The 16,073-nt window shown below is 75.0% G+C and carries 11 protein-coding genes and 2 pseudogenes; 11 read left to right on the top strand and 2 right to left on the bottom strand.

Annotation, left to right across the window (positions count from 1 at the left end):
• Positions 1-39 precede the first annotated feature (39 nt).
• Positions 40-1,002, top strand: coding sequence for an EamA family transporter (locus M4D82_RS18865; protein WP_249767161.1), 963 nt, complete (start codon positions 40-42; stop codon positions 1,000-1,002).
• A gap of 15 nt (positions 1,003-1,017) precedes the next feature.
• Here the strand turns inward: M4D82_RS18865 and M4D82_RS18870 are convergent, their stop codons facing one another.
• Complete coding sequence (locus M4D82_RS18870; RefSeq protein ID WP_249767162.1) at positions 1,018-2,664, bottom strand: alpha/beta fold hydrolase; 1,647 nt, start codon at positions 2,662-2,664, stop codon at positions 1,018-1,020.
• A 380-nt stretch (positions 2,665-3,044) separates the two neighbouring features.
• On the opposite strand from M4D82_RS18870, the gene M4D82_RS18875 reads away from it, so the two are divergent.
• The 8 genes and pseudogenes from M4D82_RS18875 (at position 3,045) to M4D82_RS18905 (ending at position 12,201) form a co-directional block, all read left to right on the top strand.
• Complete coding sequence (locus M4D82_RS18875) at positions 3,045-3,848, top strand: TIGR03084 family metal-binding protein (protein ID WP_249767163.1); 804 nt, start codon at positions 3,045-3,047, stop codon at positions 3,846-3,848.
• A 68-nt stretch (positions 3,849-3,916) separates the two neighbouring features.
• Positions 3,917-5,296 (top strand): annotated as a pseudogene (locus M4D82_RS34320) (acyclic terpene utilization AtuA family protein); the annotation flags it as partial.
• A gap of 383 nt (positions 5,297-5,679) precedes the next feature.
• Positions 5,680-5,964, top strand: a complete 285-nt coding sequence (locus M4D82_RS34325) for an AtuA-related protein (RefSeq protein WP_502988956.1) — start codon at positions 5,680-5,682, stop codon at positions 5,962-5,964.
• Positions 5,961-7,559: an acyl-CoA carboxylase subunit beta gene (locus M4D82_RS18885; protein ID WP_249767164.1), complete on the top strand. Its 1,599-nt coding sequence runs from the start codon at positions 5,961-5,963 to the stop codon at positions 7,557-7,559. Before M4D82_RS34325 ends, M4D82_RS18885 begins: the two co-directional genes overlap by 4 nt.
• Before the next feature lie 8 nt (positions 7,560-7,567).
• Positions 7,568-9,496: an ATP-binding protein gene (locus M4D82_RS18890; protein ID WP_249767165.1), complete on the top strand. Its 1,929-nt coding sequence runs from the start codon at positions 7,568-7,570 to the stop codon at positions 9,494-9,496.
• The gene (locus M4D82_RS18895) at positions 9,493-10,665 is read left to right on the top strand and encodes an acyl-CoA dehydrogenase family protein (RefSeq protein WP_249767166.1); all 1,173 of its coding nucleotides are present in this window, start codon (positions 9,493-9,495) and stop codon (positions 10,663-10,665) included. The genes M4D82_RS18890 and M4D82_RS18895 overlap by 4 nt, the downstream gene beginning before the upstream one ends.
• Before the next feature lie 220 nt (positions 10,666-10,885).
• The gene (locus M4D82_RS18900) at positions 10,886-11,626 is read left to right on the top strand and encodes an enoyl-CoA hydratase family protein (RefSeq protein ID WP_249767167.1); all 741 of its coding nucleotides are present in this window, start codon (positions 10,886-10,888) and stop codon (positions 11,624-11,626) included.
• Positions 11,614-12,201, top strand: a complete 588-nt coding sequence (locus tag M4D82_RS18905) for a TetR/AcrR family transcriptional regulator (protein WP_249767168.1) — start codon at positions 11,614-11,616, stop codon at positions 12,199-12,201. Before M4D82_RS18900 ends, M4D82_RS18905 begins: the two co-directional genes overlap by 13 nt.
• A gap of 67 nt (positions 12,202-12,268) precedes the next feature.
• Here M4D82_RS18905 and M4D82_RS18910 read toward each other — a convergent pair whose 3' ends face one another.
• The gene (locus M4D82_RS18910; RefSeq protein WP_249767169.1) at positions 12,269-13,375 is read right to left on the bottom strand and encodes a citrate synthase 2; all 1,107 of its coding nucleotides are present in this window, start codon (positions 13,373-13,375) and stop codon (positions 12,269-12,271) included.
• A 238-nt stretch (positions 13,376-13,613) separates the two neighbouring features.
• Between M4D82_RS18910 and pdxH the strand changes: the two genes are divergently transcribed.
• Positions 13,614-14,237, top strand: coding sequence for a pyridoxamine 5'-phosphate oxidase (gene pdxH / locus M4D82_RS18915; protein ID WP_249771942.1), 624 nt, complete (start codon positions 13,614-13,616; stop codon positions 14,235-14,237).
• A 516-nt stretch (positions 14,238-14,753) separates the two neighbouring features.
• Positions 14,754-16,027: pseudogene (locus tag M4D82_RS18920) on the top strand (PAS domain-containing protein).
• The last annotated feature ends 46 nt before the right edge of the window (positions 16,028-16,073 follow it).

Raw genomic sequence — 16,073 nt, forward strand, 5'->3', positions numbered from 1 at the left:
ACGGCGGCATGGCCCTTACATGCCCCTTAGGCTGGATTCATGCCCGTCCCCTCCGCGTCCCCGACGACCTCCCCCGCGCCCCCGTCCACGGACGCCTCTGCCGCCTCTGCTGCCTCTGCTGTCTCAGCCGCCCCGGCCGTTTCGGCCCGGACGCGGTTCGGACCGGTCGCGCTCGTGGTCTCCGCCGGCGTCTCGGTGCAGTTCGGCTCCGCCCTCGCGGTCATGGTCATGCCCCGGGTGGGGGCGGCGGGCGTGGTCGGCCTGCGCCTCGCGGCCGCCGCGCTGGTGCTGCTGCTCCTGTGCCGACCCCGGCTGCGCGGCCACACCCGTGCGGACTGGGGCACGGTGATCGCGTTCGGCGTGGCCATGGCGGGCATGAACGGCCTCTTCTACCAGGCCATCGACCGCATCCCGCTCGGCCCCGCCGTGACCCTGGAGGTCCTCGGCCCGCTGGTCCTGTCCGTGGTCGTCTCGCGGCGCCTGGTGAACCTGCTGTGGGCCGGCCTGGCCCTCGGCGGCGTGGCGCTGCTCGCCGGCCACGGTGGCGGGGCGGGCTTCGGCGGCCTCGACCCGGTGGGAGCGGCGTACGCCGTCGGCGCGGGCGCCATGTGGGCGGCGTACATCGTCTTCAGCGCCCGTACGGGCCGCCGCTTCCCGCAGGCGGACGGCCTCGCGCTGGCGATGGCCGTCGCGGCCGTGATCTCCCTGCCGCTGGGCCTGGCCGAGGCGGGCTCCGCCCTGGTGGTGCCGAGCACGCTGGCGCTCGGCCTCGGGGTGGCGCTGCTGTCGTCCGTACTGCCGTACACGTTGGAGCTGCTCGCCCTGCGCCGGATGCCGGCGCCGACCTTCGCGATCCTGATGAGCCTGGAACCGGCCATCGCGGCGACCGCCGGCTTCCTGATCCTGAACCAGGCGATGACGGCGCTCGACGCGCTCGCCATCGCCCTGGTCATCGCGGCCAGCATGGGCGCGGTCCGCTCCCAGACCGGCAAGCCGGCCTGATCCGAAAGACACCCCCTAGTCGGTGCTCCACGGGTCGACCGGCAGGTCCAGGCAGGACGGGGTCGGCTCGGGGGAGGTGAAGGCCAGCGTGGCGCGGGGCAGGTTCGCGTCGGCGTGGAAGGGGTCGCGGGTGGCCAGCACCAGCAGCAGGCGGTGCCCGCGCGGGATGTCGTGGGCGACGGCCTGGAGGGTGAGGTCCGCGACGACGAGACTGTCCGGCGGCGAGTCGAGGTCGCTGTACGGGGCCTGCGTGAGCGGTCGCGTCGAGCCGTCCGGGGCCAGGTCCAGCAGACGGGCGACGAAGCTGGAGCCGGGGTTCGCGGCCCGGTAGGTGACGCGCAGGCGCGGGGCGCCGCGCAGTCGGGCGGTCCGCGTCAGCGGTGCGGAGACCCAGGTGGCCCCCGCCGGTCCGGTTCCGGGGCGCGGGTCGGGCCGGCGGCGGTGGGCGGGGGGTGTCGCCAGGTCGGCGGTCGCCGGGTGCGGGGCGTCGACCCCGCACAGGACGGGCGCCGACCAGCCCGGGTCGGGTCCGGCGGCCAGTTCCCCGGAGCCCGTCAGGTACAGGCGGTGGAGCGGGCCGGTGAACGTGGGCCACCCGGGGCGGTGTTCCAGGCGTCCGGTGCCGCTCACCTCGCCGACCACCCCGCCCTCGGCGTCGATGCCGTTGTCGACGCCGCGCAGGTGGTGGTCGAACCAGCGGTGCGCGTCCGTCCAGGGCCGCTCGGGCCGCCCCAGCAGCCCCGGCGTTCCGTCGAGCGGGGGCCGGTCGGCCGTGAGGTCGAGCCGCTTGGGGCCCGTCAGCTCCTCGAAGAACCGCAGGGTCTGATTGACGGGGAAGAGCGGGTCCCGCCAGGACTGCGCGAGGAACACCGCCACCCGGTGCCGGTCGAACTCCTTGAGGTGGGTGAGGGCCGAACGCCGCTCCGCCCAGCGCCGGGTGGCCGCCGGATCCCGGCCGGTCAGGACGTTCTCCAGGGCGCGTTCGGTCCGGGCCGACAGGCGGGCCCGCACCGCGCCGGTGAGGAAGGTCCGCGCGGCGGCGGTGCGGCGCGTGCGGTTCTCGTAGAACACCGCGTCCAGGTCGCTCCAGCCGGCGAGGGCGGCCACCGCGCCCACCCGGGCGTCGTGCGCGGCGGCGAGCTGCGCGATGCCGGCGCCGTACGAGAACCCGAGGAACCCCGCGCCGGTGACGGGTCCCGCCGCCCGCCCGGTCAGGTGGTCCAGGGCCTGCCGGGCGTCGGTCACGTCGAGCGGCCCCGCGAAGTCGGCCAGGCCCTCGGAGGCCCCGAAACCGCGCGGGCTGTAGGCCAGCACGTCGTAGCCGCGCGCCGCGAGCAGCGCGCCCTGGACGGCGTACGCGAGCCGGCCGAGGTCGGTCCACGGCGCGGGCAGCACCACCACCGGGCGCGGCCGGGAGTCGGTGTGCCGCCACAGCGCGGCGTCGAGGCGGTCGCCGCCGGCGCCCGTGACGTGCTCGCGGCTGAAGACGGCCACCTCCCGCGCCGCCTCGGCCACGGCGGCGAGGTCGCCCGGCAGCCCGGCGAGGTCGCCGCCGCGCTCCAGGGCGTCGGCGAACGCGGTGAGGGGGCCGGCGGGGAGGAGCGGGAGGGCGGGGCCGCCGGGGGGCGGCTCGGTCGGGTGCGTGGAGTTGGAGTGGCTCACTGGTCATCCTCGTCGTCGGTCGGCACGGACGTGTTCGGATGGCGGTGCGGGTGCGGGTGCGGGTGCTGATGGCGATGCGGGTGCGGATGGGGCGCGGGCTCGGGCTCGGGCTCGGGCTGCGCGCGGGGCCAGTATCGGCGCGGCCGGCGGCGGCTTCCGGCGGCTTCGGCGCGGACGGCCGGATCCGCCCCGTCCCCTCCGTCCACTCCGCCGGTCGTGCGCCGTCGCCTCGCTGGGGGGACGGGGCGCCGCCCCGCGCATGCGGCCCGAGGGCGCGTCCGCCCGGACTGGCGCGAAGCGGCGAAAAATCATGCAAGCGTGCTTGATTGTTTCCAGGACCCCTGCCACGCTTCCCCTCACGCCGAGAGGGGAGCACCGCCGTGCCCGATCCGTCAGCCGTCGCCGTCTTCGCCGACCTCCGGGACGAGAGCCTCGACCTCGACCTCCTGGTCGGGCCGTTGGCCGGCCCCGACTGGGCCCTTCCCACCCCCGCGAGCGGGTGGAGCATCGCCCACCAGATCGCCCACCTGCACTGGACCGACCGGGCCGCGCTGCTCTCCCTCACCGACGCCGAGGGCTTCGCCGAGATGGTCGCGGTGGCCCTGAAGGCGCCCGACAGCTTCGTCGACGAGGGCGCCGAGGAAGGCGCGCGCCTCGCCCCGCCCGAGCTGCTGGCGCGGTGGCGGGCCGGCCGGGCCGCGCTCGACGCGGCGCTCGCCGCGGCCCCGCCCGACGTCCGCTTCCCCTGGTACGGGCCCCCGATGAAGGCCGCCTCGATGGCGAGCGCCCGCCTCATGGAGACCTGGGCACACGGCCAGGACGTCGCCGACGCCCTCGGCGTGCGCCGCGCCCCCACCGCCCGGCTGCGGCACGTCGCGCGGATCGGGGCGCGGACCCGCGACTACGCGTACGCCATGCGCGGACTGACGCCGCCCGCAGGGGAGTTCCGCGTGGAGCTCGACGCGCCCGACGGCTCCGGGCTGTGGGCGTACGGGCCCCCGGACGCCGACCAGCGCGTGGCCGGGCCCGCCCTCGATTTCTGCCTGCTGGTCACCCGTAGGGCCCACCGGGCCGACCTCGCGCTGACCGCGACCGGCCCCGACGCCAACCGTTGGCTGGACATCGCGCAGGCCTTCGCGGGGCCCGCCGGGCCGGGGCGCGCCCCGGCGGGCGGTGCGCGGTGAGCCGCCGGCCGCTGCGCGTGGGCAACGCGTCCGGCTTCTACGGGGACCGGTTCGGGGCGCTGCGCGAGATGCTGACCGACGGGCCGCTGGACGTGCTGACCGGCGACTACCTCGCCGAACTCACCCTGCTCATCCTCGGCCGCGACCGGCTGAGGAATCCGGAACTCGGCTACGCGAAGACGTTCCTGCGGCAGTTGGAGGAGGCGCTGGGGCTCGCGCACGAGCGGGGCGTACGGATCGTCACGAACGCGGGCGGGCTCAATCCGGCGGGACTCGCCACCGCCGTACGGGAACTCGCCGCGAAGGCGGGCATCGCGGTGGCGGTGGCCCACGTGGAGGGCGACGACCTCATGCCGTGGGCGGAGGGGGCGCTGACCGCCAACGCGTACCTGGGCGGCGCCGGGATCACGGCCTGCCTGCGGGCGGGCGCGGACGTGGTCGTCACCGGCCGGGTCACGGACGCGGCGCTGGTGAGCGGGCCGGCCGCGTGGTGGTTCGACTGGGGGCCCGAGGAGTACGACCGGCTGGCGGGGGCGGTGGTCGCCGGGCACGTGCTGGAGTGCGGGACGCAGGCCACCGGCGGCAACTACGCGTTCTTCACCGCCCACGACGTCCGGCGGCCCGGCTTTCCGCTCGCGGAGATCCACGAGGACGGCTCGGCGGTCATCACGAAGCATCCGGGAACGGGCGGCGTCGTCACCCCGGGCACCGTCACCGCCCAACTGCTGTACGAGACGCAGGGCGTGCGCTACCTCGGCCCCGACGTGACGGCCCGTCTCGACACGGTGCGGCTGGCCGCCGAGGGGGCGGACCGGGTCCGGATCAGCGGGGTGCGGGGGGAGGCGCCGCCGGACACCCTCAAGGTGGGTGTCACCCGGATCGGGGGCTGGCGCAACGAGGTCGTCTTCGTCCTGACGGGGCTGGACATCGAGGCGAAAGCCGCGCTGGTGCGGGAGCAGATGGCCGCGCCGCTGGAGGGGGTCGCCTCCCACGCCTGGACGCTGGCCCGGACGGACCACGCCGACGCCGACACGGAGGAGGAGGCCGCCGCGCTGCTGCGGCTGGTGGCCCGCGACCCGTCCCCGGACCGGGTGGGTCGCCCCCTGACGTCGGCGGCGGTGGAGTTGGCCCTGGCCAGCTACCCGGGCTTCCACGTGACGACCCCGCCGGGCCCCGCGTCCCCGTACGGCGTCTTCACCTCCACCACGACCCCGGCGACGACCGTCCCCCACACCGCCGCCCTCCCCGACGGCACCCGCCTCCGGATCCCCGCGCCCTTTCCCCGGGGCTCGGCCCCGGCGGGGCTGGGGGTTTCGGCGACGCCGGACGCGCCCGCCCCGCCGGAACCCGGGGTTCCTTCAGCCTCGCCGGCGTTTGAGGCGCGGGGTTGGGGGGCGGGGGCGCCGGGACGGCGCCAGGGGGTTCGGGGCGGAGCCCCCGGAGCGGGGCCCGGGGCCGCAATCCCCGGCTTCGGGAAGGGGCGGGGCGGGGGAGAGCCCCGCAGGGCCGAGCCGCCGCCCGGCGTCACCGGAGCCCGCGGGGCCGAGCCCGCGCCCGGGCCACAGGAGCCGGCGGGGCCGAGCCCGCGTCCCGGGCCACAGGAGCCGGCGGGGCCGAGCCCGCGTCCCGGGCCACAGGAGCCGGCGGGGCCGAGCCCGCGCCCGGGCCACAGGAGCCGGCGGGGCCGAGCCCGCGTCCCGGGCCACAGGAGCCGGCGGGGCCGAGCCCGCGTCCCGGGTCGGCGGAGCCCCCGGCCGCGACCGCCCGCGTCCCGCTGGGACTTGTCGCCGGGGCCCGCAGCGGCGACAAGGGCGGCGACGCCAACATCGGCGTGTGGGTCGAGACGGCCCCCGCCTGGGCCTGGCTGCGCGACACCCTCACCGTCGAAGCCCTCCAACGGCTGCTCCCCGAGACCAACGGTCTCCCCGTACGCCGCCACGAGCTCCCGAACCTCCTGGCCCTGAACTTCACCATCACCGGCATCCTCGGCGACGGCGTCGCCTCCGGCCACCGCTTCGACCCCCAGGCCAAAGCCCTCGGCGAATGGCTCCGCGCCCGCCACCTCGACATCCCCACCCACCTCCTGCCGCCGCCACCCGCCCCGGAGGGGACATGACCCGACTCGGTACCGCCGTCGACCCCGTCGACCCCGCGTACACCGCCGCCCGTACGGCCGCCCTCGAACGGCTCGACGCCCTGAACGCCGAACACGCCAAGGCCCTCGCCGGCGGCGGCGAGAAGTACACGGCCCGGCACAAGCGGCGCGGCAAGCTCCTCGCCCGGGAGCGCGTCGAGCTCCTGCTCGACCCCGACACCCCGTTCCTGGAGCTGTCGCCGCTCGCCGCCTGGGGCAGCGACTACCCCGTCGGCGCCTCGATGGTCACCGGCATCGGCACCGTCGAGGGCGTCGAGTGCCTGATCACCGCCAACGACCCCACCGTCCGCGGCGGCGCGTCCAACCCCTGGACCCTGAAGAAGGCCCTGCGGGCCAACGAGATCGCCCGCCAGAACCGACTGCCCTGCATCAGCCTCGTCGAGTCCGGCGGCGCCGACCTCCCCTCCCAGAAGGAGATCTTCATCCCGGGCGGCGCCATCTTCCGCGACCTCACCCGGCTCTCCGCCGACGGCATCCCCACCATCGCCGTCGTCTTCGGCAACTCCACCGCCGGCGGCGCGTACATCCCCGGGATGTCCGACCACACCGTCATGATCAAGGACCGCTCCAAGGTGTTCCTCGGTGGCCCGCCCCTGGTCAAGATGGCCACCGGCGAGGAGAGCGACGACGAATCCCTCGGCGGAGCCGACCTGCACGCCCGCACCTCCGGCCTCGCCGACCACTACGCCCTCGACGAGTACGACGCGATCCGCCAGGCCCGCCGCATCGTCGCCCGCCTCAACCACCGCAAGGCCCACCCCGATCCGCCGGCCGCCGTCGAGCCGCTGTACGACCCGGAGGAGCTGCTCGGGATCGTCCCGCCCGACCTGAAGACCCCCTTCGACCCGCGCGAGGTCATCGCCCGCCTCGTCGACGCCTCCGACTTCGACGAGTTCAAGCCGCTGTACGGCACCAGCCTCGTCACCGGCTGGGCCACCCTCCACGGCTATCCCGTCGGCATCCTCGCCAACGCCCAAGGCGTCCTCTTCAGCGCCGAATCGCAGAAGGCCGCCCAGTTCATCCAGCTCGCCAACCAGCGCGACATCCCGCTCCTCTTCCTCCACAACACCACCGGCTACATGGTCGGCAAGGAGTACGAGGCCGGCGGCATCGTCAAACACGGCTCGATGATGATCAACGCCGTCTCCAACTCCCGCGTCCCGCACCTGTCCGTGCTCATCGGGGCCTCCTACGGCGCCGGCCACTACGGCATGTGCGGACGGGCCTACGAGCCCCGCTTCCTCTTCGCCTGGCCCAGCGCCAAGTCCGCCGTCATGGGCCCCCAGCAGCTCGCCGGCGTCCTGTCGATCGTCTCCCGCCAGTCGGCCGCCGCCAAGGGACTCCCGTACGACGAGGAACAGGACGCCGGGATGCGCGCCTTCGTCGAGGCGCAGATCGAGTCCGAGTCCCTGCCGATGTTCCTGTCCGGGCGGCTGTACGACGACGGGGTCATCGACCCGCGCGACACCCGTACCGTCCTCGGCCTGTGCCTGTCGGCCGTCCACAACGCCCCCGTCGAGGGCGCCCGCGGCGGCTTCGGCGTCTTCCGGATGTGAGCCCGCCCATGACCCAGTCGATCACCTCCCTCCTCGTCGCCAACCGGGGCGAGATCGCCGTCCGGATCTTCCGCACGGCCCGCGCCCTCGGCCTGGCCACCGTCGCCGTCCACTCCGACCCCGACGCCGACGCCCTGCACGTCCGGGAGGCCGACGCGGCCGTCCGGCTGCCCGGGGCCGCCCCCGCCGACACCTACCTGCGCGCCGACCTGCTGATCGAGGCGGCCCGCGCGGCCGGCGCGGACGCCGTCCACCCCGGGTACGGCTTCCTGTCCGAGAACGCCGACTTCGCCCGCCGGGTCCGGGACGCGGGCCTGACCTGGATCGGCCCGCCGCCCGAGGCGATCGAGGCCATGGCCTCCAAAACCCGGGCCAAGGACCTCGTACGGGCCGCCGGCGTGCCCCTGCTGGAGCCCGTCGACCCGGCCGCCGCCACCGCCGCCGACCTGCCCCTGCTGCTCAAGGCCGCCGCGGGCGGCGGCGGGCGCGGCATGCGGATCGTGCGCGACCTGGACTCCCTCAAGGAGTCCCTCGACGCCGCCGCCGCCGAAGCGGCCTCCGCCTTCGGGGACGGCGAGGTCTTCGCCGAGCCGTACGTCGAGCGCGGCCGGCACGTCGAGGTGCAGGTCCTCGCCGACGCCCACGGCACCGTCTGGGCGCTCGGCACCCGCGAATGCTCCCTCCAGCGCCGCCACCAGAAGGTCATCGAGGAGGCCCCCGCCCCCGGCCTGCCCGACGAGCTGCGCGAACGGCTCCACGCCGCCGCCGTGGCCGCCGCGCGGGCCGTCGCGTACCGGGGCGCGGGCACCGTCGAGTTCCTCGTCGGCGCGGACGGTCGCCCGTACTTCCTGGAGATGAACACCCGCCTCCAGGTGGAACACCCCGTCACCGAAGCCGTCTTCGACCTCGACCTCGTCGCCCTCCAACTGCGCATCGCCGAGGGCGCCGACCTCCCGCCGGAACCGCCGAGGGCCGCCGGACACGCCGTCGAGGCCCGCCTCTACGCCGAGGACCCGGGCCGGGACTGGCGTCCCCAGACAGGGACGCTGCACACCCTCGACATCCCGGGGGCCGTCCGCGTCGACACCGGCTTCACCGCCGGGGACACCGTCGGCGTCCACTACGACCCGATGCTCGCCAAGGTCATCGCCCACGCCCCGACCCGCGCCGAGGCCGTACGGATCCTCGCCCACGCCCTGTCCCGGGCCCGGATCCACGGCCTGACCACCAACCGCGACCTCCTCGTACGCTCCCTGCGCCACCCCGACTTCGCCGCCGCCCGGCTCGACACCGGCTTTTACGAGCGCCACCTGCCGGCTCTCACCGGCGACGACCCCGACCCCGCCCTGGCGGTGCTCGCCGCCGCCCTCGCCGAAGCCGCGCCGGCGCCGTCCGGGGCCTGCCTCGCCGCCCGCCTCGGCGGCTGGCGCAACCTCCGCTCCCAGCCGCAGAGCCGCCGCTACACGGTGGACGGCGCCGAGTTCGAGGCCCGCTACGACCCGATCGAGCACCCGGGCGTGCGCGTCCTGGCCGCTCGACCGGACCTCGTCACGCTCGAAGTCGACGGCGTCCGGCGGTTGTTCCACGTGAAACACAATTCGAACACGCCGGGCGGACGCGTCGAGATCCACGTGGACTCCGTGCTCGGATCCCACACCCTCGTGCCCGTCCCCCGGTTCCCCGATCCCCAGGACCGCACCGAACCGGGCTCCCTGCTCGCCCCCATGCCCGGCACCGTCGTCCGCCTCGCCGAGGGCCTCGCCCCCGGCGTCGCCGTCACCGCCGGGCAGCCCCTGCTCTGGCTGGAGGCCATGAAGATGGAGCACCGCATCCTCGCTCCCGCCTCCGGCACGCTCACCGCGCTCCACGCCGTCACCGGCCGACAGGTCGAGTTCGGCGCCCTGCTCGCCGTAGTCCAGGAGGAAACGCCGTCATGAGCCCCGCCGTGGAAACCGTCGTGGAAACCGAGGAACACCGGGCCCTGCGCGCCGCCGTCGCCGCCCTCGGGCAGCGCTACGGTCGCGAGTACCTCGCCCGCACCGCCCGCGAGGGCCGCCACCCCGACGAGCTGTGGGCGGACGCCGCCAAGCTCGGCTACCTCGGGGTCAACCTGCCCGAGGAGTACGGCGGCGGGGGCGGCGGCATCGCCGAACTGTCCATCGTGCTGGAGGAGCTGGGCGCGGCCGGCTGCCCGCTGCTGATGATGGTGGTGTCGCCGGCCATCTGCGGCACGGTCATCGCCCGCTTCGGCACCGAGGCCCAGAAGCGGGCCTGGCTGCCCGGCCTCGCCGACGGCAGCCGCACCATGGCCTTCGGCATCACCGAACCCGACGCCGGCTCCAACTCCCACCGCATCACCACCACCGCCCGCCGGGACGGGGACGACTGGATCCTGACCGGCCGCAAGGTGTTCATCTCCGGCGTGGACATCGCCGACGCCACCCTCATCGTCGGCCGCACCGAAGACGCCCGTACCGGACGCCTGAAGCCCTGCCTGTTCATCGTCCCGCGTGACGCCCCCGGCTTCGGCCGCTCCGTCATCGACATGGAACTCCAGGCGGCGGAGAAGCAGTTCGAGCTGACCCTCGACGACGTACGCCTCCCTCCCTCCTCCCTGGTGGGCGATGAGGACGCGGGCCTCCTCCAACTCTTCGCGGGCCTCAACCCCGAACGCATCATGACCGCCGCGTTCGCCATCGGCATGGGCCGCTACGCCCTGGCCAAGGCCGTCGAGTACGCGAAGACCCGCCAGGTCTGGCGCGAGCCCATCGGCGCCCACCAGGCCATCGCCCACCCCTTGGCCCAAGCCCACATCGAACTGGAACTCGCCCGCCTGATGATGCAGAAGGCCGCCCGCCTCTACGACGCGGGAGACGACATGGCTGCCGGTGAGGCGGCGAACATGGCCAAATACGCGGCCGGCGAAGCCTGCGTCCGTGCGGTCGACCAAGCCGTCCACACCCTGGGCGGCAACGGCCTGACCCGCGAATACGGCCTCGCATCCCTGATCACCGCCGCCCGCGTCGCCCGCATCGCCCCGGTCAGCCGCGAGATGATCCTCAACTTCATCTCCCACCAAACCCTCGGCCTGCCCAAGTCCTACTAGGGCCCCAGGCCGGGGACGGGGACGGGGACGGGGACGGGGTGGGGTGCCGGCCGGGATGTAGAACGTGATTTGTTGGCGCGCGGCGCCGCTTGCACACTCTGATCCGGAGAGGGCGCCATAAATCATGCCCATCCCGGACGGCACCTCATCCTGCCCCCGCCCCCGGCCCCCCGACCCCGCCCCACAACCGCCGCCCGCCGCCGCCCCCTCCGGAGGAGACATGCCCCCACTCGTACACGCCGGCCAGGCGCACGGCATCGCCACGCTCACCCTCGACTCCCCCGCCAACCGCAACGCCCTCTCCGAGCGCCTCGTCGCCGAGCTGCGCGCCGCCCTCGCCGGCGCCGGCACGGACCCCGAGGTCCGGGCCGTCGTCCTCACGCACACGGGCGGCACCTTCTGCGCGGGCGCCGACCTCAAGTCCCCCTTCGACCCCGCCGACTTCCTCGCCCTGCTGCGCGAGATCGCCGCCCTGCCCAAGCCGGTCGTCGCCCGCGTCACCGGCCACGTACGGGCCGGAGGCCTCGGGCTGCTCGGCGTCTGCGACATCGCCGCCGCCGGGCCGGGTTCCACGTACGCCTTCACCGAGACCCACCTCGGCCTCGCCCCGGCCGTGATCTCGATGCCGCTGCTGCCCCGCCTCGACCCGCGCGCCGCCTCCCGCTACTTCCTGACCGCCGAGGCCTTCGACGCCGCCGAAGCCGCCCGCATCGGCCTCCTCACCCTGCACGCGGACGCCGACGTCGACACCGCCCTCGCGCCCGTCCTCGCGGGCCTGCGCAAGGCCTCGCCGCAGGCCCTCGCCGAGACGAAGGCCCTGGTCGCGGCCCCGGTACGGGAGGCCCTGGCGCGGGACGGCGAGCGCCTGACGGGGCTGTCCGCCCGCCTCTTCGCCTCCGACGAGGCCCGCGAGGGCATCACCGCCCGCTTCGAGCGCCGGGACGCCGCATGGGTACGGTGACCGGCCCCAAGCAGGCCCGCAGCCGGGTCACCCGCCGCCACCTCCTGGAGGCGGCCGTCTCCTGCCTCGCCGAACACGGCTGGGCCGGCTCCACCGTCGGCGCCGTCGCCGAACGCGCCGGCGTCTCGCGCGGCGCCGCGCAACACCACTTCCCCACCCGCGAGGCCCTGTTCACCGCCGCCGTCGAGTACGTCGCCGAGGAACGCTCCACCGCCCTGCGCGAGCTCTTCCACGCCGCCCCCGCGCCCCGCCCGGCCGTCGTGGAGGCCCTCGTCGACCTGTACACGGGCGCCCTCTTCCGGGCCGCGCTGCACCTGTGGGTCGCCGCCTCCAACGAGGAGCAGCTGCGCCCGCAGGTCACCGAACTGGAGGCGCGGGTCGGTCGCGAGACCCACCGCATCGCCGTCGAACTGCTGGGCGCCGACGAGTCCGTGCCCGGCGTACGGGAGACCGTGCAGGGCCTCCTCGACATGGCCCGGGGCCTCGGCCTGGCCAACGTCCTCACCGACGACACGGCCCGCCGGGAGAGGGTCGTCGCCCAGTGGTCCCGGATCATCGAAGCCACCCTCGGCTGATCGCGATCCCCCCGCACCCCGTCGCCCGCACCCCGTCCCCGGCGCGGGCGGGGTGCGGCGGGGGACGTCAGGCCGTCTCGGCCAGGTCCGCGTAACCCTCGATGTCGCGCGGGTCACGCCGGCCGGGGCCGACGTAGCGCGCCGACGGGCGCACCAGGCGGCCGGTGCGCTTCTGCTCCAGGATGTGCGCGGACCAACCGGCGGTGCGGGCGCAGCTGAACATGGAGGTGAACATGTGCGCCGGGACCTCCGCGAAATCCAGCATGATCGCGGCCCAGAACTCCACGTTCGTGGCGAGCACCCGGTCGGGGCGCCGGGCGTGCAGCTCCTCCAGCGCGGCCTTCTCCAGAGCGGCGGCCACCTCGTAGCGCGGGGCGTCGAGCTCCTTGGCGGTGCGGCGCAGGACGCGGGCGCGCGGGTCCTCGGCCCGGTAGACGCGGTGGCCGAAGCCCATGAGCCGCTCGCCCTGGTCCAGGGCCTTCTTCACGTACGCGACGGCGTCGCCGGTCCGCTCGATCTCCTCGATCATGCCGAGGACGCGCGAGGGGGCGCCGCCGTGCAGCGGGCCGGACATGGCGCCCACCGCGCCCGACAGGGCGGCGGCCACGTCGGCGCCGGTGGAGGCGATGACGCGGGCGGTGAAGGTGGAGGCGTTCATGCCGTGCTCGGCGGCGGAGGTCCAGTAGGCGTCGACGGCCTTGACGTGCCGGGGGTCCGGCTCGCCCCGCCAGCGGATCATGAACCGCTCGACCACGGACTCGGCCTTGTCGATCTCGCGCTGCGGCACCATCGGCAGGCCCTGGCCGCGGGCGGACTGGGCGACGTAGGACAGGGCCATGACGGCGGCCCGCGCGAGGTTGTCGCGGGCGGTGGCCTCGTCGATGTCGAGGAGCGGTTTCAGGCCCCAGACGGGGGCGAGCATGGCGAGCGCGGACTGCACGTCGACGCGGATGTCCCCGGAGTGCACCGGGATCGGGAAGGGTTCGGCGGCCGGCAGGCCGGGGTTGAACGCACCGTCGACCAGCAGGCCCCACACGTTCCCGAAGGAGACGTGGCCGACCAGGTCTTCGATGTCCACCCCCCGATAGCGGAGCGATCCGCCTTCCTTGTCGGGCTCGGCGATCTCCGTCTCGAACGCGACGACCCCTTCGAGCCCGGGTACGAAATCGGACATCAGGCGGCTCCTCAGATAGTGCGAACACGCGCGGCTCCCGGCGTGATTCGCGGTCCGGCGCGGTCATCCCCGTTGATGCCCGGCACGGCCGATGGTCACCCCCGCAGGGCCCCTCGGACCGGCCCCCAGATTTTGTCCGTTCCGCCCGAGCTTCGGAAGCGTGACATACGGCACACCCGCGGTCGGCGTCCTGGGGCAGGATGGCGACGTGACCCATCAGGACCTTGACCCCGCCGTCATGCGCAGGCAGTACCGCTCCGAGATCGTCCGTGAGGAGAGCCTCGCCGACGACCCGATGACGCAGTTCGCCCGCTGGTTCCAGCAGGCCGCCGCCGCGCACGTCTTCGAAGCCAACGCGATGATCGTCTCGACCGCCGACGCCTCCGGCCGCCCCAGCTCGCGCACGGTGCTGCTGAAGCAGTTCGACGACCGGGGCTTCGTCTTCTACACGAACTACGGCTCCCGCAAGGTCCGGGAGATCGACGAGAACCCGTACGTCTCGCTGCTGTTCCCCTGGCACCCCATCGCCCGCCAGGTCGTCGTCACGGGCACCGCCGCCCGGATCGGCCGCGACGAGACCGTCGCCTACTTCCGCTCCCGACCGCACGGCTCGCAGCTGGGCGCGTGGGCCAGCGAGCAGTCCACGGTGATCGGCTCGCGCGACGAGCTCGACCGCCGCTACGCCGAGCTCGCGGCCCGCTACCCGGAGGGCGAGCAGGTGCCGGCGCCGCCGGAGTGGGGCGGGGTGCGGGTGGTGCCCGACGCGGTGGAGTTCTGGCAGGGTCACGAGAACCGCCTGCACGACCGGCTGCGCTACGTCCAGGACGGGGAGAAGTGGCGCGTGGAGCGCCTGTGCCCCTAGGCCGTGTCTTGTGGATCATGCCGGGCTTCCGACGCCCGGTGCCGCGCCTCGCCGCGTTGTGGCGGGGCGGAGCCCGAACGCAGACGACCCGCGGGCTCGGGTTCCTCTCCTGCAGTGAGAGGAGCCGGCCGGACGTGCCGGCGAGCCCGCGGGTCGGGTGACTGCTTGGGATTGGCGCCGGGCGATTCCGCCCTGGCACCGCACTGGGTGCGTTGCTGACGACGGGCCCTTAGCCCGCAGCCACCTCACGCGTCCGGTTTCCGTACATTTCGGGAACCACCTCCCTTCTCGTGTACGGCAGAGCCTAGGCACGCCCCCCGGTGGCCACAACTGTTTTATTTCGGCGGCCGACCGGATTTCGGGTGCCCAATCCGAGGAAAGCGGGTGTGGCCTGCGTCACGTTCGAGTTCAATGATCTGACGTGCCGCACACGCGAACACCTGCAGGGGGTGCCAGGTGAGTGCTTCCGGACGTGGTGAGACCACCGACGATCTGCTCGCAGCGCTGCTGGACGGGATGGACGCCGCCCTGTGCGCGTTCGATGCCGACGGGGTGATCACCCACTGGAACCGCGAGGCCGAGCGGATACTCGGCTGGACCGCCGCCGAGGCCGTCGGCCGGCGGGGCTTCGCCGGCTGGGCGGTGCGCGCCGCCGACGCCGACGACGTCGAGGAGCGGCTGATGTCCGCGCAGCACGCCCCGGGCCGACAGGTCCACGAGTTCGCCCTGCTGACCAAGGACGGCGGCCGGGTCCTCGTACGCACCCAGTCCGCCGGGGTGCCGGGCGCGGACGGGAAACCGGCCGGCGTGTACTGCGCGTTCAGCGAGGTCCACGCGCAGATCGACCTCGAACGTTCCATCGCGCTCAGCGAGGCGCTGATGGACGACGCCTCCTGGGGCGTCGTCCTCGTCGACGTCGACCTGCGCCCGGCCGTCGTCAACATCCACGCCGCCCGCGCCTTCGGAGCCGGCCGCGCCGCCCTGCTCGGCAGGCCCCTCGGGGACCTGCTGGAGCAGGGCGTCGAGGAACTGGAGGGCGCCCTGCAACACGTGCTCGCCGAGGGCGCGCCGCCGGGGCCGCTGGAGCTGTGGGTGTCGGTGCGCACCCCGGAGGGGGTCCGGCGGCGCTGCTGGCGGTCGGGGTTCCTGCGGCTGGCCTCCCCGCTCGCGGAGGAGCCGGTGCCGCTCGGCGTCGGCTGGCTGTTCCAGGACGTCACCGAGGCCCGGCAGGCCGAGCTGGGCACCGGGCAGCTGCGCTTCCGCGCCAACCAGCTCCACCGCGCCGGCCGGGCCGCCGCCGACTGCGAGGACCCGGCCGAGGCGGCCGCCGTCCGCCTGGACTACGCGCTCGCGGCCTTCGCGGACCACGCGCTGGTCGACGTACTCGAACGGGGCCCCGGCCGCCGCCTCGTCCGCTCGACGATCGCCCCGTCCGGGCTGGCGCTGCTGCTGCCGGGCCCCGGCGCGATCCCGGTCCGCTACGAGGCCGCGCACCCGGCGTTCCAGGCCCTCGACCGGATGGGCCCGGTCCGCGCCAGCGCCCCGCGGCCCCGGGCGGTGAGGCGGCCGAGGCCTGGGCCCGCGCCCGCCGCTGGCCGCCGGGCGCCACGCACGCCCTGTGCACGGTGCTGCGCAGCCGCGGCCGGAGCCTGGGCACGCTGACGTTCCTGCGCGGCTCGTCGCGGCCGGCCTTCGAGCGCGCGGACGCGTTATACGCGGAGGAGGTCGCCGCCCGGGTGGCCGCCGACCTGGACCTGGCGACGTTGGACCTGACCACGCGCCCGGCATGAGCACGCTCGGGCAGGCCGGCCGCGTCGCCGCCCGGCCGCGTCGCCG

Origin of the sequence: Streptomyces sp. RerS4, from assembly GCF_023515955.1 — a bacterium.
Classification (GTDB): Bacteria; Actinomycetota; Actinomycetes; order Streptomycetales; family Streptomycetaceae; genus Streptomyces.

What these genes read in the sequence shown, in the direction of transcription:
- M4D82_RS18910 (WP_249767169.1), bottom strand. Translation starts at nt 13,375, where the DNA reads ATGTCCGATTTCGTACCCGGGCTCGAAGGGGTCGTCGCGTTCGAGACG.
- M4D82_RS18905 (WP_249767168.1), top strand. Translation starts at nt 11,614, where the DNA reads ATGGGTACGGTGACCGGCCCCAAGCAGGCCCGCAGCCGGGTCACCCGC.
- pdxH (WP_249771942.1), top strand. Translation starts at nt 13,614, where the DNA reads ATGCGCAGGCAGTACCGCTCCGAGATCGTCCGTGAGGAGAGCCTCGCC.
- M4D82_RS18900 (WP_249767167.1), top strand. Translation starts at nt 10,886, where the DNA reads ATGCCCCCACTCGTACACGCCGGCCAGGCGCACGGCATCGCCACGCTC.
- M4D82_RS18895 (WP_249767166.1), top strand. Translation starts at nt 9,493, where the DNA reads ATGAGCCCCGCCGTGGAAACCGTCGTGGAAACCGAGGAACACCGGGCC.
- M4D82_RS18885 (WP_249767164.1), top strand. Translation starts at nt 5,961, where the DNA reads ATGACCCGACTCGGTACCGCCGTCGACCCCGTCGACCCCGCGTACACC.
- M4D82_RS18865 (WP_249767161.1), top strand. Translation starts at nt 40, where the DNA reads ATGCCCGTCCCCTCCGCGTCCCCGACGACCTCCCCCGCGCCCCCGTCC.
- M4D82_RS18890 (WP_249767165.1), top strand. Translation starts at nt 7,568, where the DNA reads ATGACCCAGTCGATCACCTCCCTCCTCGTCGCCAACCGGGGCGAGATC.